The 21,977-nt window shown below is 69.6% G+C and carries 19 protein-coding genes; 14 read left to right on the top strand and 5 right to left on the bottom strand.

Translation table 11 applies throughout. From position 1 onward, the window contains the following. Positions 1-4: 4 nt before the first annotated feature. Positions 5-679, bottom strand: coding sequence for a hypothetical protein (locus JJ685_RS08970; protein ID WP_201673911.1), 675 nt, complete (start codon positions 677-679; stop codon positions 5-7). 133 nt (positions 680-812) lie between these two features. On the opposite strand from JJ685_RS08970, the gene JJ685_RS08965 reads away from it, so the two are divergent. Genes JJ685_RS08965 through JJ685_RS08950 form a run of 4 tightly spaced genes read left to right on the top strand, consistent with a single transcriptional unit; the run spans position 813 to position 6,313 of the window. Then, positions 813-3,134: a Tex family protein gene (locus tag JJ685_RS08965; RefSeq protein ID WP_201673910.1), complete on the top strand. Its 2,322-nt coding sequence runs from the start codon at positions 813-815 to the stop codon at positions 3,132-3,134. Positions 3,135-3,138: 4 nt separating this feature from the next. After that, on the top strand, positions 3,139-4,110 hold the full coding sequence (locus JJ685_RS08960; protein ID WP_201673909.1) for a peptidase associated/transthyretin-like domain-containing protein: 972 nt from the start codon (positions 3,139-3,141) through the stop codon (positions 4,108-4,110). Between the two features lie 17 nt (positions 4,111-4,127). Then, the gene (locus JJ685_RS08955) at positions 4,128-5,210 is read left to right on the top strand and encodes a serine/threonine-protein kinase (protein ID WP_201673908.1); all 1,083 of its coding nucleotides are present in this window, start codon (positions 4,128-4,130) and stop codon (positions 5,208-5,210) included. 14 nt (positions 5,211-5,224) lie between these two features. Beyond that, positions 5,225-6,313, top strand: coding sequence for a patatin-like phospholipase family protein (locus JJ685_RS08950; RefSeq protein WP_201673907.1), 1,089 nt, complete (start codon positions 5,225-5,227; stop codon positions 6,311-6,313). Between the two features lie 156 nt (positions 6,314-6,469). Here the strand turns inward: JJ685_RS08950 and JJ685_RS08945 are convergent, their stop codons facing one another. Then, positions 6,470-7,606, bottom strand: coding sequence for an iron-containing alcohol dehydrogenase (locus JJ685_RS08945; protein ID WP_201673906.1), 1,137 nt, complete (start codon positions 7,604-7,606; stop codon positions 6,470-6,472). 99 nt (positions 7,607-7,705) lie between these two features. Here JJ685_RS08945 and JJ685_RS08940 point away from each other — a divergent pair, with 99 nt between their 5' ends. From JJ685_RS08940 to JJ685_RS08930, 3 genes are read left to right on the top strand one after another with little or no spacing between them, the layout of a single operon-like run. Next, positions 7,706-8,617, top strand: coding sequence for an alpha/beta hydrolase (locus JJ685_RS08940; protein WP_201674713.1), 912 nt, complete (start codon positions 7,706-7,708; stop codon positions 8,615-8,617). Next, positions 8,614-9,483, top strand: coding sequence for a YbgC/FadM family acyl-CoA thioesterase (locus JJ685_RS08935; RefSeq protein ID WP_201673905.1), 870 nt, complete (start codon positions 8,614-8,616; stop codon positions 9,481-9,483). The genes JJ685_RS08940 and JJ685_RS08935 overlap by 4 nt, the downstream gene beginning before the upstream one ends. Before the next feature lie 5 nt (positions 9,484-9,488). Beyond that, positions 9,489-11,741, top strand: coding sequence for an O-antigen ligase family protein (locus JJ685_RS08930; protein ID WP_201673904.1), 2,253 nt, complete (start codon positions 9,489-9,491; stop codon positions 11,739-11,741). On the opposite strand, the gene ygfZ is transcribed toward JJ685_RS08930, so the two are convergent. Then, on the bottom strand, positions 11,717-12,622 hold the full coding sequence (gene ygfZ, locus JJ685_RS08925; RefSeq protein WP_201673903.1) for a CAF17-like 4Fe-4S cluster assembly/insertion protein YgfZ: 906 nt from the start codon (positions 12,620-12,622) through the stop codon (positions 11,717-11,719). The two genes, JJ685_RS08930 and ygfZ, sit on opposite strands and share 25 nt — an antisense overlap. Before the next feature lie 45 nt (positions 12,623-12,667). Here ygfZ and mltG point away from each other — a divergent pair, with 45 nt between their 5' ends. The 6 genes from mltG to JJ685_RS08895 all read left to right on the top strand — a co-directional run bounded on the left by mltG (position 12,668) and on the right by JJ685_RS08895 (position 17,191). Next, on the top strand, positions 12,668-13,663 hold the full coding sequence (gene mltG / locus JJ685_RS08920) for an endolytic transglycosylase MltG (protein WP_201673902.1): 996 nt from the start codon (positions 12,668-12,670) through the stop codon (positions 13,661-13,663). Then, complete coding sequence (tmk, locus tag JJ685_RS08915) at positions 13,660-14,304, top strand: dTMP kinase (RefSeq protein ID WP_201673901.1); 645 nt, start codon at positions 13,660-13,662, stop codon at positions 14,302-14,304. The genes mltG and tmk overlap by 4 nt, the downstream gene beginning before the upstream one ends. Beyond that, positions 14,301-15,296, top strand: coding sequence for a DNA polymerase III subunit delta' (locus JJ685_RS08910; RefSeq protein WP_201673900.1), 996 nt, complete (start codon positions 14,301-14,303; stop codon positions 15,294-15,296). The genes tmk and JJ685_RS08910 overlap by 4 nt, the downstream gene beginning before the upstream one ends. After that, the gene (locus JJ685_RS08905) at positions 15,293-15,655 is read left to right on the top strand and encodes a PilZ domain-containing protein (protein ID WP_201673899.1); all 363 of its coding nucleotides are present in this window, start codon (positions 15,293-15,295) and stop codon (positions 15,653-15,655) included. Before JJ685_RS08910 ends, JJ685_RS08905 begins: the two co-directional genes overlap by 4 nt. 73 nt (positions 15,656-15,728) lie before the next feature. Beyond that, complete coding sequence (locus tag JJ685_RS08900) at positions 15,729-16,535, top strand: TatD family hydrolase (RefSeq protein WP_201673898.1); 807 nt, start codon at positions 15,729-15,731, stop codon at positions 16,533-16,535. Continuing rightward, positions 16,532-17,191, top strand: a complete 660-nt coding sequence (locus tag JJ685_RS08895; RefSeq protein WP_201673897.1) for an ankyrin repeat domain-containing protein — start codon at positions 16,532-16,534, stop codon at positions 17,189-17,191. The genes JJ685_RS08900 and JJ685_RS08895 overlap by 4 nt, the downstream gene beginning before the upstream one ends. 38 nt (positions 17,192-17,229) lie before the next feature. Here the strand turns inward: JJ685_RS08895 and JJ685_RS08890 are convergent, their stop codons facing one another. Both JJ685_RS08890 and JJ685_RS08885 read right to left on the bottom strand, forming a co-directional pair. Next, positions 17,230-17,598: a hypothetical protein gene (locus JJ685_RS08890; protein WP_201673896.1), complete on the bottom strand. Its 369-nt coding sequence runs from the start codon at positions 17,596-17,598 to the stop codon at positions 17,230-17,232. A 783-nt stretch (positions 17,599-18,381) separates the two neighbouring features. Continuing rightward, positions 18,382-20,766, bottom strand: coding sequence for a S1/P1 Nuclease (locus JJ685_RS08885; protein ID WP_201673895.1), 2,385 nt, complete (start codon positions 20,764-20,766; stop codon positions 18,382-18,384). Positions 20,767-21,242: 476 nt separating this feature from the next. Here JJ685_RS08885 and JJ685_RS08880 point away from each other — a divergent pair, with 476 nt between their 5' ends. Beyond that, complete coding sequence (locus tag JJ685_RS08880) at positions 21,243-21,776, top strand: hypothetical protein (protein WP_201673894.1); 534 nt, start codon at positions 21,243-21,245, stop codon at positions 21,774-21,776. Positions 21,777-21,977: the final 201 nt, after the last annotated feature.

The raw sequence follows: 21,977 nt of genomic DNA, 5'->3' as shown, positions 1-21,977 counted from the left end.
CGCCTCAGAACCAGCGCCGCCAGCCCGTCGGCTGCTCGCCCGGCCGTTCCTCGCGCCGGAGCTCCGGTTCCTCGCGGATGCGCTCATCGCGCATGCGCTCGTCACGCATGCGTTCTTCCTCGCGCAGCTGCGCCTGGCGGGCCTCCTCGGCCATCGCGTGCTCGTGCACGACTTCGCTGCGCACGGGTTCGAGCGGCGTCACCGGCACCGTGGCCGCGCCCCGGCTCCAGCCGCCGCGATCGAAGCGCGCTTCCAGCTCGTTGAGGCGGGCCGCCAGCATGCGGTTGGTCGTCTCGGTCTGCGCGCGCATCTCGCGCTGCAGTTCGCTCGTCAGCATCCTGTCGCGCTCGCGCAGTTCGCGCAGGTTCTCCTCGAGGTAGGCACGCAGCTCGGTGAAACGGGAAGCCTCGGCCTTGTCGGCCAGCAAGCGCTGGGCCTGCAGTTCCTTGTAGTGGGTGCGCGATTCCAGCAGCGACTGCGTGCGGATCGTGCCCGCCGACAGCACGAAGGCGACGACGGCCAGCGCGAGCAGCGCCAGCAGGATCGCCCCCAGCGGGGCATCGGCCACGAAGGCGCCGAACAGCAGCGGCGAAGGCCGCATCACCTCGGACCAGTTGAGGGCGACGAAGCCTGCCACCAGCAGGATGGCCACCACGAGCAGGACGAGTCGTGAGCGCATGGGATCTCCTTGGATGTGCGTGTCAAGATTCTCTGCAGTTCCCCCGCCACAGGTGTCAGCGGGGGCCCTGTTTGGCTGTGCGAGGGGTGTGGCAAACTCGCCCGCTCTCCGGTGCTCCGCAGCCAGTAACACGATGCAAAAAATCCTCAGGCAGATTGCTGCCGAACTCCGAGTCCAGGAAAGCCAGGTCCGCGCCGCCGTCGACCTGCTGGATGGCGGGGCCAGCGTGCCGTTCATCGCCCGCTACCGCAAGGAAGCGACGGGCGGCCTCGACGACGTCCACCTGCGCGAACTGGAGGCGCGGCTGGGCTACCTGCGCGAGCTGGAAGAGCGCCGCGAAGCCGTCCTCAAGAGCATCGAGGAGCAGGGCAAGCTCACCCCCGCGCTGCGCGCCGCCATCGAAGCCGCGCCCACCAAGCAGGAGCTGGAAGACCTCTACCTGCCGTACAAGCCCAAGCGCCGCACCAAGGGCCAGATCGCCCGCGAGGCCGGACTGGAGCCGCTGGCCGACCTGCTGTGGGCCGATCCCATGCGCGACCCCGCCGCCGAAGCCGCCGCCTTCGTGAAGAAGGAAAAGGGCGAAGGTGGGGAGGATTTCACGACCGTGGCCGCCGTGCTCGACGGCGTGCGCGACCTCCTGTCCGAGCGCTGGGCCGAAGACGCGGCGCTGGTGCAGTCGCTGCGCCAGTGGCTGTGGACCGAGGGCCTGCTCAAGTCGAAGCTGGCCGCCGGCAAGGACGAGAACAACCCCGACGTCGCCAAGTTCCGCGACTACTTCGACTACGACGAGCCGATCGGCAAGGCGCCCTCGCACCGGGCGCTGGCCGTGTTCCGCGGCCGCGCGCAGGAGATCCTCGACGTGAAGCTGGCGCTGCCGGTGGAACCCGAACCCGGCCAGCCCTCCATCGCCGAGGGCAAGATCGCGCTGCACCTCGGCTGGAGCCACCAGAAGCGCCCCGCCGACGACCTGCTGCGCAAGTGCGTGGCCTGGACCTGGCGCGTGAAGCTGTCGCTGTCCACCGAGCGCGACCTGTTCTCGCGCCTGCGCGAGGAGGCCGAGAAGGTGGCGATCAAGGTCTTCGCCGAGAACCTGCGCGACCTCCTGCTGGCCGCCCCGGCCGGCCCGCGCGTGGTGATGGGGCTGGACCCCGGCATCCGCACCGGGGTGAAGGTCGCCGTCGTCGACGCCACCGGCAAGCTGGTCGACACCGCCACGGTGTACCCGCACGAGCCTCGCCGCGACTGGGACGGCTCGTTGCGCACCCTGGCGCAGCTGTGCGCGAAGCACGGCGTGAACCTCATCGCCATCGGCAACGGCACCGCCAGCCGCGAGACCGACAAGCTGGCCGCGGAACTGTGCAAGCTGCTGGGCGGCGAGATCCAGCGCATCGTGGTGAGCGAGGCCGGCGCCTCGGTCTATTCCGCCAGCGAGTACGCATCGCAGGAGATGCCGAACGTCGACGTGAGCCTGCGCGGCGCCGCGAGCATCGCCCGCCGCCTGCAGGACCCGCTGGCGGAGCTGGTGAAGATCGAGCCCAAGTCGATCGGCGTCGGCCAGTACCAGCACGACGTGAACCAGAGCGAGCTGGCCCGCACGCTGGGCGCCGTGGTGGAAGACTGCGTGAACAAGGTCGGCGTGGACCTCAACACCGCCAGCGCGCCGCTGCTGTCGCGCGTCTCGGGCCTGTCGGCCTCGGTGGCGCGCGCGGTGGTGCAGTGGCGCGAGTCCAACGGCGCCTTCCGCAACCGCCAGCAGCTGCTGCAGGTGAGCGGCCTGGGCCCCAAGACTTTCGAGCAGAGCGCGGGCTTCCTGCGCATCCGCGGCGGCGACAACCCGCTGGACATGACCGGCGTGCACCCCGAGACCTATCCGGTCGTCGAGAAGATCCTGGAGACGGTGAAGAAGCCGGTGCAGGAACTCATGGGCCGCGCCGAGATGCTCAAGACGCTGAAGCCGGAGCTGTTCGCCAACGAAAGGTTCGGCGTCATCACCGTCAGGGACATCCTGGGCGAGCTGGAGAAGCCGGGCCGCGACCCGCGTCCCGACTTCAAGGTGGCCCGCTTCAACGAGGGCGTGGACGACATCGCCGACCTGCAGCCCGGCATGGAGCTGGAAGGCACGGTCAGCAACGTGGCGGCCTTCGGCGCCTTCGTGGACCTGGGCGTGCACCAGGACGGCCTGGTGCACGTCAGCCAGCTCTCGCACAAGTTCGTGGAGGACGCGCGCGAGGTGGTGAAGACCGGCGACATCGTCAAGGTCAAGGTGCTGGAAGTGGACGCCGCCCGCAAGCGCATCAGCCTCACGATGAAGCTGGGCACGCCGGTCGGCGGGCGCGACCGCCCGCGCGACAACCGCTTCGAGGGCGCCGGCCGCGGCCAGCGCGCCCCCGGCAATCCCGCTCTCGGTTCGGCGATGCAGGGCGCTTTCGCCAAGCTGCAGGGGCTGCGCAAGTAGCTTCGTGACAACGAGCGCCGCCCGCGTCCCCCTGCCGCCGGGCCGCGCCATGGCCGGCGGGCAGAATGGGGCCCATGCAGGTGGCGTCGTCGAAGCCATGAAGCAGGATCCCGGGTCCGCGGCGGCCTGCATCCTGGCGCTGCGGCCTCGCGGGCCGGGCACGGGCGAGGACGTTCTGCGCGCCGTCGCCAAGGCGGCCGCGGCAGGCTGGGATGCCGGCTACCGTGCGGTGCTGCAGTCAGGCGAGGGGCTCGCCCTCGTCGGCTTCGTGGCGCCTTCGGTGGCGCTGCTGGCGGCCCGCCGTGCCGCGGCCCACCCGAAGGCGGGCCAGGTGGTGCTGGCCCTCCACCACGGGCCCGTGCGCGTGCTGGACGGGCAGCGCGTCGCCGGCGAAAGCCTCACGCGCGCGGCTCTCCTGGCCAGTCTCGCCGGCACCCGCACGCTGGTCTCCGAAACCTTCCGCCAGGCGCTAGCGGCCGACGCGCCCAGGCTCGCGCGCGAACTGGATGCGGCCAGCGACGTCTCCACGCACGACGGCGACGCCCTCTACCGCGATGACATGGCCCTGGCGCGCCAGCGCGCGCAGCGGCGCTCGCTGCTGGCCGCCGGCGGCATCGTGGCCCTGCTGGGCGCGGGCGCGGCCGGCCGCATCGCCCGCGAGAGCTACGAGGCGGCGCACCGGCCGGCCCTGGTGCTGCTGGACATCCGGCCTTCCGGCGAGATCTTCGTCGACGGCGTGCCGCAGGGCACCAGCCCGCCGCTGACGCGCCTGCCCGTACCGCCGGGGGCGCACACGATCGAGGTGCGCGGCGCGCGTGCCAAGCCGCTGGTGGTGCAAGTGTATCTGCAGCCGGGCCAGGAGCTGTCGCTGCAGCACGTCTTCCCGCTGCCGCCGCGCCGGCCGGCCGCGCCGCCCAAGGGCAAGCCGGTTCCGGCACCGGCGCCCGGCCCGTTCGAGCGCTTCAGGTTCTGGTGACGGCCGTGGCGAACGCATTGCCTTTCACCCACCTGGGCCGCTACCGCATCCTGCGCGAGCTGGGGCGCGGCGCCATGGGCACCGTGTACCTGGCCGAGGACGAGACGCTGCAGCGGCAGGTCGCGATCAAGACGCTGCTGCTGCCGGAGAACCCGCGCGACAGCAAAGAGCTCGAGGCCCGCTTCCGGCAGGAGGCGAAGGCCGCCGGCGCGCTGAGCCATCCCAACACGATCACCATCTACGACTTCGGCCGCGAGGGCAACTGGCTCTACATCGCGATGGAGCGGCTGCAGGGCGTGGAACTGCGCGAGCTCATGGAAGGCGGCCTGCTGCCGCTGGACGGGGCGCTGGACATCGCGGCGCAGGTCGCCTCGGGCCTGTCGGCGGCGCACGAGCGCGGGGTGGTTCACCGCGACGTGAAGCCGGGCAACATCATGGTGCTGCCGGGCGGGCAGGCCAAGATCATGGACTTCGGCATCGCCCGCATGAAGAGCTCCGAGGTGCGCACCGTCACCGGCACCATGATCGGTTCGCCCAAGTACATGTCGCCCGAGCAGGTCGGCGGCCACATGGTGGACCAGCGCAGCGACGTCTTCTCGCTGGGCGCGCTGCTGTACGAGATGGTCACGGGGCAGACGGCCTTCCAGGGCGAGAACCTCGGGCAGTTGCTGGGCGCGGTCATGCACGGCACCCCGGTCCCGCCTTCGCAAGTGCGGCCCGGGCTGCCGGCCTCGATCGAGTTGGTGATCACGCGGGCCCTGCAGAAGAATGCGGCCGCGCGCTACCAGGATGCCGCCGAAATGGCCCGCGACCTGGCGCAATGCCGCGCCTTGCTGGGCCGAGCCGGCACGGGGGGCGATCCGGCCAGGCCCGGGGATCCTCTGGCGGCGACGGCGCCAGTGGACCTGAACGCGACGGTCCCGGCGGGGCAGGTCGGCTGGACGCTCGCGCCCGGCTTCGACTCCGCCGCCGGCCTGCGCGCGCTGGCCGAGGGGCGGGCGGCGGCGCCGGTGCGGCAGGGCGTGTCCTGGGCCGCCACGGCCTGGGCCTGCGGCTATCTCGTGGCAGCCGGGGTGGGCCTGCTGCTCGCGTTCGGCTGAATGGAATCCGCGCGATGCAAGCCTTGCGCATCTACGCCGGGCCGGCGGCGCGCCGCCACATCGCGGAACACGGGCTGGCCGCGCGCGACGTGGGCGTGGTCCCGGCCGCAGCCGGCGGGCCCAAGGGCCTGGTCCTCGGGCCGCTGGACCGCTTCCTGTTCGGGCAGTGGCTGCCCGCCACCGACCACACCATCCACCTCGTCGGCGCCTCGATCGGCGCCTGGCGCATGGCGACGGCCTGCCTGCGCGAACCGGTGCAGGCCTTCGAGCGGCTCGAACGCGACTACATCGCGCAGCACTACGACGTGCCGCCGGGGCGGCGCGCGCCGACCGCCGCGCACGTGTCGCAGCGCTTCGGCGAGGGGCTGGAGGCCTTCTACGGCGGCCGCATCCGCGAGGTTCTGGAGCATCCGCGCTTCCGCCTGCACATCGTGACCGCGCGGGGCCGCCATATGCTGCGGCGCGAGCACCGCCTCGCCACGCCGCTCGGCTACCTCGGCGCCTTCCTCGCGAACACGCTGCACCGGCGCGCCATGGGGGCCTGGCTGGAGCGCGTGGTGTTCTCGGCGCCGGAGCAGGGCGCGGCGTGCCCGCTGCCTTTCGGCACCGAGGACTTCCCGACGCGGCAGGTCGCGCTGAGCGAAGCCAACTTCCGTCCCGCGCTGCAGGCGAGCTGCTCGATCCCCTTCCTGCTGCAGGCCGTGCACGACATTCCCGGTGCGCCGCGCGGCGCCTACTGGGACGGCGGCATCACGGACTACCACCTGCACCTGAAGTACGACTGCGGCCCGGGGCCGGGGCTGGTGCTCTATCCGCACTTCCAGAAGGCGGTGGTTCCGGGATGGCTGGACAAGGGCCTCAAGTGGCGGCACCGCGCCACGGCGTATCTCGACCGGATGATCGTGCTCGCGCCGGATCCGCAGTGGGTGAAGTCGCTGCCGAACGAGAAGCTGCCGGACCGGACGGACTTCGCGCGGTACGGATCCGACCTGCAGGCACGGATCCGGGCCTGGACGGGGGCGGCGTCCGCGAGCCAGCAGCTCGCCGACGAATTCGCGCAATGGCTGGAGCGGCCGGATCCGGAACGGGTGGAGGCGTTGTAGGCCGCTGAAAACAAGACAGCCGAACGCAGAGGGCGCAGAGAAAGCGCAGAGGACGCAGAAGGAACCCGAAGAAGAATCTTTTGTTTTTCTTGTCTTCTTCTGCGTCCTCTGGGAACCCTCTGCGCCCTCTGCGTTCGGCTGTTTGGTTTTTCCGCCTTACATCGACGCTTCCAGCATCTGCCGGTAGTCGTCACGCGAGGCCTCCCGCGGATTCGTCTTGTGGCAATGGTCCGCCATCGCGCCGTCGATGATCTTCTCGAACGATTCGCGCTGCACGCCCATGGCCGCCAGGCCCGCGGGCAGCCCCAGGCGCGCGTTCATGTCGCGGATCGCGTCCGGAATGTCGGTGCCGGACCGCAGCCCCATCGCATGCGCCATGCGGTCCAGCCGCCGGTCCTTCTGCACCGAGGGCGACTGCGCGTTGAAGCGCACCACCGCCGGCAGGAACATCGCATTGAGCGTGCCGTGGTGCAGCCGCGGATCGACGCCGCCCAGGCTGTGGCTCAGCGAATGCACGCAGCCCAGCCCCTTCTGGAAGGCCATGGCACCCTGCATCGACGCGCTCATGAGGTTCAGCCGCGCCTCGCGGTCGCTGCCGTCGCGGGTGGCCCGCTCGATGTGCGACCAGCCGCGCTCCAGCCCGTCCAGCGCGATGCCGTCGGCCGGCGGGTTGAAGGCCGCCGACATGAAGGTCTCCATGCAGTGCGCGATCGCGTCCATGCCGGTGGCGGCGGTCAACTTGGGCGGCAGGCCCAGGGTCAGCTCCGGATCGCAGATCGCCGTCTTCGGCACCAGGTGCCAGGAATGGAAGCCGAGCTTGCGATGGTCGTCGACGATGACGATCGCGCCGCGCGCGACCTCGCTGCCGGTGCCGCTGGTGGTGGGCACCGCGATCAGCGGCGCCACCTTGTCGGTGATGCGCGGCGATCCGCCCTCTATGGTGGCGTAGCGCGTCAGCGGGCCCTCGTGCGTGGCCAGGATCGCCACCCCCTTGGCGCAGTCGATCGCCGAGCCGCCGCCCACGGCGACCAGGCCGTCGCAGCGCTGCCCGCGGTAGATCTCCGCGGCCGCGCGCACCGCCGCCTCGGTGGGGTTGGAGGGCGTGCCGTCGAACACCGCATGCGGCAGGCCGCCCAGCGCGTCCAGCGCCTTCTGCAGCACGCCGGCCGCGCGCACGCCCGCGTCCGTGACCACCAGCGGCCGCGTAATGCCGACGCGCTCGCACTCGGACTTCAGCAGCCGGATCGCGCCGAACTCGAACTGGATCTGGGTGACGTAGTAGATGAAAGCCATGGCCGCTTCCGTCGCTTAGGATGGGGAGCTTGACTTTAACCCCGGCTTCCCGCCGCCCGAGTGACTTTCCTACCGCAGTTTCCCGAACTCACGCCCGCCATGCGCTCCGTGCTGCAGGGCATGGCCCGCTCCCGCCACGTGCCGCTGTACAGGCTTTCGCCGCAGCAGGCGCGCGCCGCCTACGAGAAGGGCGCCCAGGTGCTGGAGCCGGCTGAGCCGCCCCTTGCGCGCGTGCAGGACTTGGCGATCCCGGCCGGCGGCGATGCCTCGATCCCGGCGCGCCTCTACGCGCCGGGGCAGGGCGTGCTGCCCGTGCTGCTGTACTTCCACGGCGGCGGCTTCACGATCGGCAGCATCGAATCGCACGACACGCTGTGCCGCACGCTGGCCAGCCTTTCCGGCTGCGCGGTGGTCTCGGTGGGTTACCGGCTCGCGCCGGAGCACCGCTTTCCCACCGCGGTCGACGATGCCTGGAGCGCCACCCGCTGGCTGGCACAGCACGCCGCCTCGCTGGGGCTGGACCCGCAGCGCATCGCGATCGGCGGCGACAGTGCCGGCGGCACGCTGGCCACCGTGTGCGCCACGCTGGCGCGCGACGCCGGCCTCCCGCTGCGCCTGCAACTGCTGTTCTATCCCGGCTGCGCCGCCCGCCAGGAGGCCCGCTCGCACCGCCGCTACCACCAGGGCCTGATCCTGGAGCAGTCGCACATCGAGTACTTCTTCGGCCAGTACATCCACGAAGCGGAACGCGACGACTGGCGCTTCGCCCCGCTGAACACGCCCGACCTCGAAGGCGTGGCGCCCGCCTGGTTCGGCCTGGCGGAATGCGATCCGCTGGTGGACGACGCCATCGCCTACGCGGATAAACTGCGGGCCGAGGGCGTGCCCGTGGAGCTGGAGATCTTCCGCGGCGTCACGCACGAATTCATCAAGATGGGTCGCGCGCTGCCCGAGGCCCGGCAGGCGCACGCGGATGCCGCCGCGGCCCTCCAACGCGCAATGCGAGCATGAAAAGAGAAGAGTTCCGTTTCTTTCACCGGCTGCGGGTGCGCTGGGCCGAGGTGGACATGCAGAAGATCGTCTTCAATGGCCACTACCTGATGTACTTCGACACCGCGGTGGCCGACTACTGGCGCGCCCTGGCCATGCCTTACGAGGAAGCCATGCACCAGCTGCAGGGCGACCTCTACGTGAAGAAGGCCACCGTCGAATTCCACGCCTCCGCCCGCATGGACGACCGGCTGGACGTGGCGCTCAGGTGCAGCCGGCTCGGCAACTCCTCCATGCTGTTCAGCGGCGCGATCTTCCGCGGCGAGGAACTGCTGATCACCTGCGAGCTGGTCTACGTGTTCGCCGACCCGGCGACGCAGACCTCGCGCCCGGTGCCGCCCCTGCTGCGGGAGATGCTCACCGGCTACGAGGCGGGCGAGCCCATGATCCGAGTGAAGACCGGCAACTGGGACGAGCTCGGCGCCGACGCCGGCCGCATCCGCACCGAAGTGTTCGTGCAGGAGCAGCGCATCCCGGCCGAACTCGAGTGGGACGAGGCCGATGCCACGGCGGTCCACGCGGTGGCCTACAACCGCCTCGACCAGCCGATCGCCACCGGGCGCCTGCTGCCGGCCTCAGGCGGCGTAGCGAAGATCGGCCGGATGGCGGTGCACCAGGCGCTGCGCGGCGGCGGCTTCGGCGAGCAGGTGCTGCGCACGCTGTCCGCCGTGGCGCAGGCGCGCGGCGACCGCGCCATCGAACTGCACGCGCAACGCACGGCGAAGGAGTTCTACGCCCGGCTCGGCTTCGAGCCGCAGGGAGAGACCTACGAGGAAGCCGGCATCCCGCACGTGACCATGACCCGGGCGCTGCCGCTGGAGCGCTGACGCAAGTGGCCCGCAAACGCCGCCCCGCGCCCGCGGCCGGGACCGATCCCGCGCCTGCGGCCGGGGCCCGCGCCGGCGCCGCCCCGGCGGCATCCGCGCTGCCGCGCGAGCCCGCCCGCGACGGCGGGGCGGTCGCGGTGCTGGCCGTCGCGCTGTTCCTCGCGCCCGTGCTGGGCGTGCCAGGCGAGGAGATGCTGCAGGACACGCTGAAGTCCATCGTCATCGCCTTCGGCGCGCTGGCCGCGGCGCTGCTGTTCGTGCTGGCCCAGCGCGCGCGCGGCGAGCCGCTGCGCTGGCACGCGGTGCTCTGGCTGCCGCTGCTGCTGATGGCCTACGCCCTGGGCAGCATGGCCTGGTCGCATGCCTACCTCGGGGGCGTGGAGGCGGTGCGCTGGTTCGTCTTCACCCTGATCGCTTGGGTGGGGCTCAACACCTTCACGCGCGAACGGCTGCCGCTGCTCGCCTGGGCCCTCCACGGCGCCGGGCTCATCGCCTCGCTGTGGGCGATGGCGCAGTTCTGGGGCGGGATGGCGCTGTTCCCGCAGGGGCCGCAACCGGCGTCCACCTTCATCAACCGCAACTTCTTCGCCGAATTCACGGTCTGCACCTTGCCCTTCGGCGTGCTGCTGCTGGCCCGCGCACGCACCAGCGCGATGGTCGCCCTGCTGGCCGCCAGCATCGGCCTGGTGCTGACGGCCCTGCTCATGACGGGCACCCGGTCCGCGCTGCTGGCGCTGGGGATGTTCACCGGCGTGGTGCTCCCCCTGATCGCCTGGCGCTGCCGGCGCGCGCTGGCGTGGTCCGGCTGGTCGCCCGGGCTGCGCCTGCTCGCCGCCGGCGCCGTGGCGGCGGTGGTGCTGGCCCTCGGCTTCATCCCGACCACCAACCCGAAGATCCTCGAGGACAACTTCGGCGCCACCCCGATCGACCGCGGACTGCACCGTGCGCAGTCGCTCAAGCCGGGCGACGCCAGCATCGACATGCGGCTCGTGATGTGGCGCGCCACGCTGCGGGCGATCGCGGACCGGCCGCTCACCGGGGTGGGCGCCGGCGCCTGGGAGAGCGAGATCCCGCGCTACCAGGCCGAAGGCTCGCAGCTGGAGACGGACTACTACGTCCACAACGAGTACCTGCAGCTGGTGGCGGAATACGGCGCGGTCGGCTGGGTGTTCGTGCTGCTGCTGTTCGCCTACCTGATCGCCTCCTTCGGGCGCAGCTGGGCGCCCGCCACGCCGGAGGGGCAGGCCGACCAGCCCTGGCGCGCGGTCCTGCTGGCCAGCCTGCTGGCCCTCCTGATGGTGAGCAATGCCGGTTTCCCGTGGCGCATGGCGGCCACGGGCGCGCTGTTCGCCGTGGGCCTGGGCGGGCTCGCGGCTTCGGATGCGCGCCTGGGCGCGGCGCGCCGGCTGCTCGCGTCGCCGCTGCGCTGGTCGCCCCGCATCGCCCAGGTCGTGCTGGGACTGGGCGCGGCGTGCCTCGTGCTCGCCGTGGCGATCACGCAGCGCGCGGCCGAGAGCGAACACAAGCTGGTCAGCGCCGCCAAGATCGCCGTGTCCATCACGGCCACCGGCAATCCCAACGATCCGCGCCTGGCGCCGCTGAAGAAGCAGATGCTGCAACTGGTGCGCGAGGGCATCGCGCTCAACCCGCACTACCGCAAGATCACGCCCATCGTCGCCGACGAACTGGCGCGCTGGGGCGACTGGGCCAACGCGACCTGGATCTGGGACAGCGTGCTCGCATCGCGGCCTTACGTGGTGGCGATCATCAGCAACGCCGCCCGCGGCTATGCCAGCATGGGCCGCACCGACAAGGCGCTGGCCTACCTGGAGCGCGCCAAGCGCATCCAGCCGCGCGCGCCGGCGGTGCGCTCGCTCGAGGTGATCCTGCTGGCGCGCGGGGGCAACGAGCAGCGCGCAACCCAGCTGGCCCGCGAGGCCTACGAGGCCGGGATCAAGGACTACGACCTGGTCAACACCTATTTCCTGCTCGCCTGGCGCGCCAGGAACTATGCGCTCGCGCGGCAACTGCTGGACGAGCGCATGCGCAGCTGGCCCGAAGGCCGCGCGCGCGGGCTGGTGCAGCAGGGCCTGATCGCCAGCGAGCAGAACCAGTCCGAGCGCGCCCTCCAGTACTTCCGCGAAGGCCTTGCCGCGGCCACGCCGCTGGAGCGGCCCGTGCTGGCCGAGGAAATCCCCGCCGCCTTCCGCGCGCAGGTGGCGGCTTCAGGCGCTCAGACGTCGGCCAGCAGCAGGTAGGGCAGGGGCAGCAGCTTCAGGGCAGGGCCGTCGGCGCGGCCGGCATGCAGGTCGCCGGCGTCGGCCGCCGACAGCTGCAGCGACGCGATCGCGTCCCAGCCGCCCTCCGGCGCCGGGGCGGCCTCGGCCACGAGGCCGGCGGGCTGCTCGGGCTCCGCCGAGCGGAACACCTCCTGGCCGGCGACGAGCTCGCCCGCGCTGTGCACGACGAAGGCGCGCCGCTTCAGGGTGCCGCGGAACTGGCTGCGCGCCACCACCTCCTGGCCCGGGTAGCAGCCCTTCTTGAAGTTCACGCCGCCGATCGACTCGTAGTTCAGCATCTGCGGCACGAAGGCCTCGACGATGGGCTGGGTGACGGTGGCGACGCCGCTGCGCACCTCGGCCCATTGCCACAGGGACAGGGGCAGGTCCGGCTGGGCGGGAGCGGGCGCGCCCGCGGGACCGATCCACAGCGCGCGCGGCTGGCCGTCGGCCGGATAGAGCTGTACGCGAAGCGCGCCCGCGGCCTCGCGCACGGTCCAAGGCGGATCGGCCGTGGCCGCGGGCTCGCCGACGAGGCCATACAGGGCGAGCTCCGCCGTCGCGTCGCTCAGCTTCACCTTGGAGCGCAGCACGAACATGGACAGCCGTTTGAGCGCGGCCGGCAGCACGTCGCGGCTGCACACCAGCAGGATCTCGTCGCTGCCTCGCTTGCAGCCGATGAAGCTCGCCAGCATGCGGCCCTTGGCCGTGCAGAAAGCCGCGAGCCGCGCCTCGCCGGGCTGGAGCAGGGCGAAATCCTGGGTCAGCTGGTTGTGCAGGAACTTCGCCGCCTCTTCGCCCTGCGCTCGGATCACGCCGAGGTGAGGCAGGGCGGCAACACCATTCAGGGGATGGGACATGGGTGAATTATCATGGCCCGCTGATTCCAGACGCCGAGCAAGGACGTGCGACGTTTCATCACCTTTTTGTTCGCGCTGGCGCTGCTGGGTGCCGCTGCCGTTGCCGGCGCCGGCTGGTGGTGGGTCCACCAGCCCCTGCGCCTTTCCGCCGCCACCCTCGACCTGTCGATCGAACCCGGCACGCTGCCGCGCGGCGTGGCCCAGGCCGTGCGCGAGGCGGGCGTCGATGTCGATCCGCGCGTGCTGTACGCCTGGTTCCGGATCTCCGGCGAGGGCCAGCGCATCAAGGCCGGCAGCTACGAGCTGGAGCGCGGCATCACCCCCGAACGCCTGCTGGACAAACTGGCCCGCGGCGAGGAGTCGCTGCGCGCGGTGACGTTGGTGGAAGGCTGGACCTTCCGGCAGATGCGCGCGGCCCTGGCCAAGGCGGAGGCGCTGAAGGGCGACACGCTGAATCTCGCCGAGGCGGACCTGATGAAGCTGCTCGGGCGCGAGGGCGTGCCGGCGGAAGGGCGCTTCTTCCCGGACACCTACACCTATTCCAAGGGCTCCAGCGACCTCAAGGTGTTCCAGCGGGCGCTGCGGGCGATGGACAAGCGGCTGGCGCAGGCCTGGGCCCAGCGCTCGCCGAAGTCGATCCTGAAGACGCCGGAGGAGGCGCTGATCCTGGCCAGCATCGTGGAGAAGGAGACCGGCAAGGCGGCCGACCGCACGCTGATCGCCGCCGTGTTCCAGAACCGGCTGCGCATCGGGATGCCGCTGCAGACCGATCCCACCGTGATCTACGGCCTGGGCGAGAAGTTCGACGGCAACCTGCGCAAGGCGGACCTGCAGGCCGACAGCGCCTACAACACCTACCTGCGCGCGGGCCTGCCGCCGACGCCGATCGCCCTGCCCGGCAAGGCATCGCTGCTGGCCGCGGTCCAGCCCGCGCCCGGCAACTTCCTCTATTTCGTGGCCAAGGGCGACGGCAGCAGCCATTTCAGCGCCTCGCTGGACGAGCACAACCGCGCCGTCAACAAATACCAGCGCGGGCAATGACACGCGGCCTGTTCATCAGCTTCGAAGGCATCGACGGCGCGGGCAAGTCCACGCACATCGACGCCCTGGCGGCGGCGCTGCGGGCGCGCGGCCGCAGCGTGGTGCTCACGCGCGAGCCGGGCGGCACGCCGCTGGCCGAGAAGCTGCGGGCGCTGGCCCTCAACGACCCCATGGATCCGCTCACCGAGGCGCTGCTGATGTTCGCGGCCCGGCGCGACCACCTGCTGCAGGTGATCGAGCCGGCCCTGGCCCGCGGCGACGCCGTGCTGTGCGACCGCTTCACCGACGCCACCTTCGCCTACCAGGGCGCCGGCCGCGGCTTCGACCTGCAGGTGCTGGCCGGGTTGGAGCGCTGGGTGCAGACCGTGCCGGCCGTGGATGCGCCGGGGATCCGGCAGCCGGACCTGACGGTCTGGTTCGACCTGGCGCCGGCCGTGGCAGCGCAGCGCCTCGCCGGCGCCCGGGTGCCGGACAAGTTCGAGTCGCAGCCGCAGGCGTTCTTCGCCCGCGTCGCCGCCGGCTACGGGGCGCGGGCCGCCGCCGACCCGGGCCGCTTCCTGCGCGTCGATGCGGACCAGCCGCGCGAGGCGGTCTGGCGCGATGTCGAGGCCGGACTGAAGCAGCGGGGCCTGCTCGCATGAGCGCTCCCTGGATCCGCGCCCAGTTGCGGCGGTTGCTCGCCCAGCGCGGCCACGCCTGGCTGCTGCACGGACCGTCGGGACTGGGGCAGTACCAGCTGGGGCTGGCCATGGCGCAGGCCTGGCTGTGCGACCGGCCGACGCCGGACGGCGCATGCGGGCAGTGCGACAGCTGCCACCAGGTGCAGGTGCGCAGTCACACCGACCTGGCGGTGCTGATGCCCGAGACCGAGATGCTGGCCCGCGACTGGCCGCTGGGCGAGAAGGCGCAGGCCGACATCGACGACAAGAAGCGCAAGCCGAGCAAGGAGATCCGGGTCGAGGCGATGCGCGACGCCATCGACTTCGCCCAGCTCACCAGCGGGCGCGGGCGCGGCAAGGTCGTCCTGGTCTATCCGGCCGAACGCATGAATGCCATCACCGCCAACGCGCTGCTGAAGACGCTGGAGGAGCCGCCGGGCGACGTGCGCTTCGTGCTCGCCACCGAGGCCGCGCACCTGCTGCTGCCGACGATCCGCAGCCGCTGCCTCGGTCACGGCATGGCTTGGCCGCAGGCCGGCGAGGCCACGGCGTGGCTGGCGGAAGAGGGCGTCGCCGCGGCGGCCGCGCCGGTACTGCTGCGCGCCGCCGGCGGGCGGCCGGAGGACGCCCTGCGGCTGCACCAGGCCGGCCTGGACGCCCGGGCCTGGTCGCAATGGCCCAAGGCGTTGGTCCGCGGCGACACCTCCGCGATCGCCGGCTGGGGGCCGGCGGACCTGGTGGAGGCGCTGCAGAAGCTCTGCCACGACCTGCTGGCGGTGCGTTCCGGGGCGGCGCCTCGCTTCTTCGAGGCCGCCGACCTGCCGCCCGCCGCCACGGTGGAAGCCCTGACCGCGTGGTGGCGCAGCCTGGCCGCGACTTCCCGCACGGTCGAACACCCTTTCAACGCCGGGCTCCTGCTGGAAGACCTTGTGACCCAGGCGCGGGCAGCCCTACACTCGAGGAGCCAGCCATGAGTACCGCCGCCCCCAACACGCCCCGCCCGAGCGTCATCCAGCTCGCCATCAAGGAAAAGGCGGCGCTCTACGCCGCCTACATCCCGCTGTTCTCCGACGGCGGCGTGTTCATCCCGACCACCCGCGAGTACCGGCTGGGCGACGACGTCTACGTGCTGCTGTCGCTGCCGGACGATCCGCAGCGCTACCCGGTGGCCGGCAAGGTGGCCTGGGTCACCCCGGCGCGCGCCGCGGCCAACCGCACGCAGGGCGTCGGCGTCCGCTTCCCGTCGGACGAGAAGTCCAAGCTGCTCAAGATCAAGATCGAGGAACTGCTGGGGGGCCACCTCGCGTCCGAGCGTCCCACCCAGACCATCTAGATTCCCTAGAATCCCACCCTGGCCGCGCCGCGGGTCGACTGTGACCGCGCGGCGCTCGCGTTTTGGACTTCCGATGTTCGTCGATTCCCACTGCCACCTGAGCTTTCCCGAGCTCGCGTCCCAACTGCCGCAGATCCGCCAGGCCATGGCCGCCGCCGGCGTGGACCGGGCCCTCTGCATCTGCACCACGCTGGAGGAATTCGAGGCCGTCCACGCGCTGGCGATGGATCACGACAACTTCTGGGCCTCGGCCGGCGTGCACCCGGACAACGAAGGCATCGCCGAACCCACGGTGGAGAAACTGCTGGAACTCGCCGCCCGGCCCCGCGTGGTGGGCATCGGCGAGACCGGGCTGGACTACTACCAGATGGAGGAGCGCAAGGGCGGGCGCAGCATCGCGGACCTGGAGTGGCAGCGGGAGCGCTTCCGCACGCACATCCGGGCGGCGCACCGCTGCGGCAAGCCGCTGATCATCCACACCCGGGCGTCGTCGGCGGACACCCTCGCGATCCTGAAGGAGGAGGGCGAGGACGGCTCCGCCGGCTCCGTGGGCGGCGTGTTCCACTGCTTCACCGAGACGGCGGAAGTGGCGCGCGCGGCGCTGGACCTCGGCTTCCACATCTCCTTCTCCGGGATCATCACGTTCAAGAATGCCGCCGACCTGCGCGAGGTGGCGCGCTTCGTGCCCGAGGATCGCATCCTGATCGAGACCGACAGCCCCTACCTGGCGCCGGTGCCGTACCGCGGCAAGCTGAACATCCCCGCCTACGTTCCCTACGTCGCCCGGCAGATCGCGGAGCTGCGCGGGCTGGGCGTGGAGCAGGTGGCCGAGCTCACCAGCCGCAATTTCGAGACCCTGTTCAAGCCGGAAAAATCATGAGAAAGTACTTCAAGAGGCTTTTCTATCTTGTTGCCTTGCTTTCGCTTTCCCTGGCGCATGCGGGTTCCTACGAGGACTTCTTCCGGGCCATCAAGCAGGACGACGCCGGGACCGTGAACCAGCTGCTGCGGCGCGGTTTCGACGCCAATGCGCTCGATCCCGCCCGCAACCACGGGCTGTTCCTGGCGGTCAGGGACGGCTCGCTGAAGGCGGCCGCGGCGCTGATCGCCTGGCCGCAGACGAAGGTGGAATGGCGCAGCCCCAAGGACGAGAGCCCGCTGATGATGGCGTCGCTGAAGGGCCAGACCGACATCGTGCGCAAGCTGGTCGCCCGTGACGCCGACGTCAACAAGACGGGCTGGGCGCCACTGCACTACGCGGCCACGAACGGGCACCTGGAGATCATGCAGATCCTGCTGGACGAGCACGCCTACATCGACGCCGAGTCGCCCAACAAGTCGACGCCGCTCATGATGGCGGCGAAATACGGCACGCCCTCGGCCGTGAAGCTGCTGCTGGAGGCCGGCGCCGACCCGACCCTGCGCAACGAGCTGGGCCTGACGGCGCTCGACTTCGCGCAGCAGGCGAACCGCCGCGATGCGGTCGAGCTCATCTCGGCCGCGATCCGCAACGCGAGACCGAAAGGCAAGTGGTGACAACCACTTGCCGCCAGGACTTCAAGTACGGTCCTTGATTACTTGGCTGTGCAGGGATTGATCAGCTCCACGCCGGCCGACATGGTTCCGGTGTCGGCGCGGCAGCGCGCCATGTCCGCATAGTGGCCTTCGACCAGGACGCCGGGCGGGTTGTAGCGCAGCGTGGCCTTGGCGGTCAGCCCGGGCGCCGGGGTGTCCTGGCAGCGCGCGGTGCGGCCGGTCAGGTTCTCGACGCGGCGGCAGAAGGCGTCGTCGGGATAGTCGAACTGGCGGATGACGTTGCCGGCGCTGTCCCGGTAAACCAGGTGCTTGCCGGCGCCCGACGCGCCGCCGGTGGTGGTCTGCGAGGCGCAGCCCGCCAGCACGACGACGGCCGCGACGACGGAAAGTCGCGTGATCAAGTGCATGGAATCTCCCAATCGTGGCCGCGGTTCATTCCGCGGCGCCACACTTTTTACAGTCGTTCGCGGTGATCGGGGCCCCGCTGTAACTGGCCGGCACGTTGATACGATGCGTATTATGTCAAATCTCAAATCCAGTCTGCGTTCCGGAACGTCCTCAGCTCGGCTACTGCTCGAACCCAGTCATTCCATAGAGATAGCGGATGGCAACTCCTCCAGCCTCTGTACAGGCACCGCTTTTTCGCGACAGCTTCAGCAAATGACATTAGATCCGGAACACCCATAGGGCCTGACCTCGGACTCAGGTGGCCGATCGGCTAGTGGTAGGACTCTGCGCGTCCTCGGGTATGCAAGGACTGCTCACCGCTGAGCTTGAATTAAAGCTCGGTGCTATAAAAGGCTATAAAAGCATCGTTGCACGAAGGAAGCTCGCCCCGTGTCAGCTGGAGCATGCCGCACTCCGCCCGTCAGTTCACGGATCTGGCTCACACGCGTGCCCACGGATTCCGAGCAACTCAGCGTCCAAGCTGGGCGAAATCCGGCGTGCCTTCAGCTGCCTTGGCGCAAATCGGTCCGAGTTGACCGGCGTGACCGAACGAAGCCGGCCGGCCGAGTGCTTGCGACCAAAGGTCATCCGTTGAATCGAGCGCGTCACTTTCTTTTGAACCGAAAGTGCCACGACTGGCGCGATGCAAGTTGCACTACCGGCCAGGGACTTGGTCTCTGGGAGCTGACAATCATGGAAGCGCTCGTGTACCGACCCAAGCCCGGCCAACTACGCTACGCGTTCTAGATGGACCAGCCCGAAGCCGACGCGCCGTCCGCGGTCAAGTGGTTGCCGATCTCGTCGAGGGTCACCGAAGGCACGAAGTTGATCTTGAGGTAGCGCTTGCGGATGTCGGCCTTCTCCAAGGCCACCAGACTGGATGCCGCCTGCTGGGCGCCCCCACCGGCAGTCCATGCCGACTCCCACAAGAGCGCGAGAAACCGAACCCCCTCGGCCAGCACAGCGGCCGTCGGCCGCCCCAACTTCTCGTACATCCCATCCAGGGTCGCCACCTTCGACTCGCCGCCTGCCTCCTCGAACTCGTCGAGGATCTTCTGTGGGGGCAGCTTCTTGGCGACGATGTGCATGAGTTCGATCACGGCCCGCGCGTACTGGGCACCGCTCTTGCAGGCCTGCAGTGGCGCCGCATCCGACAACATGGCGCCCGCCTGCTGGATCAGGTCTTCGGCGTAGCGTGAGACCATCTTGGTCTCGTAGGCGCTATGAATGCCCTTCCCGTAGATGAACGGCTCGTTGGTTTCTGGGTCGATGCGCGGGCTCTCCATCTCTCGGTTCCCGTCCGCCATGACCGAACCATGTAGAGGCTGCGAGGCGTCTCCCACATAGTGGGCCGCGGTGCCGGCGGCGGTGAGAAAGCCCTCGATGTCGCCGTCCTGGACGAATCCCACCATGGCATCGAAAAACTGCCACAGCCGAAATGGAAGCAGTCCCTGCTTGAGTTTGCTCGTGTACTGCTTGGCCTGGTCCGCGTGGCCAGCCTCTTTCAGCCTTATTGCCATGTCGGCATAGAACTGCAGCCAAGCATCGGGGTTGAGGTAAGTGTCGGGATCCTCGCGGCACAGCTCGAGCAGCGACTTCCCAGTGGGGCCAGGAGCGTCGATGTCTGCATAGTGATTCGGATGCTCGGGGCCGTTGCTTCTTTGGGCGCCGCCCGTGGTGTCGCGGCCGCCGGTGCGCCCGCCCTTCGACTTGGACAACTTCTTCCATATCTCGTCCGGCACGTCAGCCAGCGGCACGAAGCCGTCGGCCGCACTGAGCTGGCCCACCGACTTGTCGAAGCCCGTTTGTGCGATGGTCCCCAAGTCGAAGCTCAGGATGGCGGCGTTCGCGCGTAGGAACTTCTTCAACTTGGCGTTGTGCACGTGCTCGATCGCCAGCGCCGCGATGCTGTAGTGACCGGTGCGTCCCCAATAGCCGGAGACGCCACGGCCTACGTCGGTGACCAGTTCGACGTCCAATAGCCGGCAGATGCTGCTCAGGCTGGTGGCAACCGCGAAGCGTTGCGCGCGGGGGCTGTCTCCGATCAGCTGCCCGCCCCACTCCATGGCCAGCGGCCTCAAGACACGCTGCGACACCGGCAGATCGGGGTTGTCACGGATGTTGGGCGTGACGTCCAGGTGCCAGACCATCCCGCTGTCGCCGGGCCGCGTCTGGACGCCATCGCCTGGTGCGATCATGAAGTCCGCGACGTAGTCAAAGCCGCCCACCGACCGATGACGGTAGAACAGCGCCTTGATCGAACCGCGAAGCAAGCCGGACGCGGCGCCATAGCCAACCACCGGCTGGTCAATTAGGCGTAGCGACAGGTTGCCCTCGTGCACGTCCGCGAGGGGCCCCAGCGCGGGCAGCCCATAGGTGTTGCAGGTCCAGTCCGCCACGCGATCGACACGCACCAGGCCGACATCCAAGGCGGAATACGCTCGGCCCCCCGGAAAGCGCGTGTAGACCGTTGAGAACTCGAGGCGCTTGAGCTGCTTGCCGGCAGTAACGCCGATGCGTTCCTCGCCCTCGCGCAACACGCTGCTCACGATCTGCCCTGGCTCGCCGCAGGCATGGCGAGCCGTCAACACATAGGTGGTGTGCCCATCAGTCACCAGGCAACCCGCGGTGGCGGAGCGGCGTTCTCCCTGCGCGTCCAGCGTGATCGGGCAGCCGCCCCCCAGGGGAAACGAGGGCCGCGGTCCGTCCACAGGGGGCAGGACGGCGATGGGCTGTTCATCACCGACTTCGACGACGCAAACCGGGACGGCTCGACCGTCCGGCATGTACAGGGTTTTGGGAACGATCTCCGACGCCTTGCGCGAGCCACCTTCTGCGAATGCCTTGCGCGGTTCCCACTGGCGCACGAACGCCAGGATGCAGGGCCAGGAGTAGTCTCGGACCTCGGAATTGAACAGGGTGCGCGCGTAGCTCTTTTTCGCGCGTGGATTGCGGCCCTCTCCCGGCTTGGAGGGCCAGGCCTCGTCCTTGCGAATCAGGTAGTACCCGATCGCCGTGCCCACCACGTTGGGCTTGCTTAGAAGATGCCAGTGGTACAGCTCGCGTGCCTCCAGCAGATCCTGCAGCGACAGCCCGGCAAAGTTGTAGTCCAGGTCCAAGACCGACATGGTGCCCCTCCTCGCGGGGCGGTATAAGGCAGGAGCGACCGGACTGTCATCTCCCATTCGGAGGAGTTTTGCGGGCGAACCTGTGGGTGGCGGACGTAAATTGCACCCATGCAATTCTTGATCGGCGTTGACAGCGAACCTTCAAGCGATGTCCATCCGTTGACGGCAAAGTCCTCCGCCTTTGGTCCCGAGCCTTGCCACAGGACTGCGGCAAGCGGCGCATCAAGGACTTCGCGCCCGCCTCGCTGCTGCATCGGGGTGGTGGACCGATACGATGCGGGCCACGCTCTGGAGTTCCGTCTCGGTCGCACACAGTTCACGTCGGTGCGCATCAAGCGAGATCTGGCAGTTTGTCGGCCAACCATAAACCGCAACGATTCGCATTCCTTGTCGTTCGGACGGAGGACGCGTGGAAGTGTCATTGCAGACCGAGGCTGCAGGGTTGATGGAAATATCTATTCATCTACTATTCTGTCGTGAGCCTCTCCTCCGACCATCACCTGATCCTGGGATTACTGTCGAGCCGTGGCACGGCTACGGCCGCCGACTTCGCTGCCGCAACCGGGAAAAGCCAGCCTACCGTGTCGCGTCTGCTGGCGGACATGGCACCCCAGATTGTGAGGATCGGGAACGCCAGAGCCACCCGATACGGCCTACCTAAATCTATTCATGGAAGGCCGGCGCAGCACACATTGTGGTGGACGGATGAGCAGGGGCGACGCACGGGTGTGGGCACGCTGACGTTCCTGGCCAACGAGAGCGTCGATGTAGAGTCCACCAAGCTTGGGGACTACGCGGGCGAGTCGCTGCCGTGGTACCTCATGCCCTTGCGTGCCGAGGGATTCCTGGGGCGCATCGCCGCGCGCTCCATGGCGGCACTGGGCGTCGAGAGCGAGCCAGATCGCTGGTCGCTGGAGACCATCCTGTATGCCGCGCTGCAGGTGCACGACGCGCCTGCATCCGTCGAAGGGAAAGTGTCACCGTTCTTGAAGGGAAAGTGTCACCACTGAACGCGATTGCCCTCACCTGCACGCTTTTCACCGCTGAGCTTGAATTAAAGCTCGGTGCTATAAAAGGCTATAAAGACATCATTGCAAGAAGGAAGCTCGGCACGTGTTAGCTGGAGAACGCCGGACGCCGCCCGTCCAGTTCACGGATCCGGCCTGGGCAACGACTTCGTGCCTGTCGCTTGATCGATTTAGGCAGGAGTG

This window comes from Ramlibacter monticola (assembly GCF_016722785.1).
In the GTDB taxonomy this organism is placed as follows: domain Bacteria; phylum Pseudomonadota; class Gammaproteobacteria; order Burkholderiales; family Burkholderiaceae_C; genus Ramlibacter; species Ramlibacter monticola.
The sequence above is the reverse complement of the archived record's forward strand: the minus strand, read 5'-3'. Positions and strand labels throughout refer to the sequence as shown.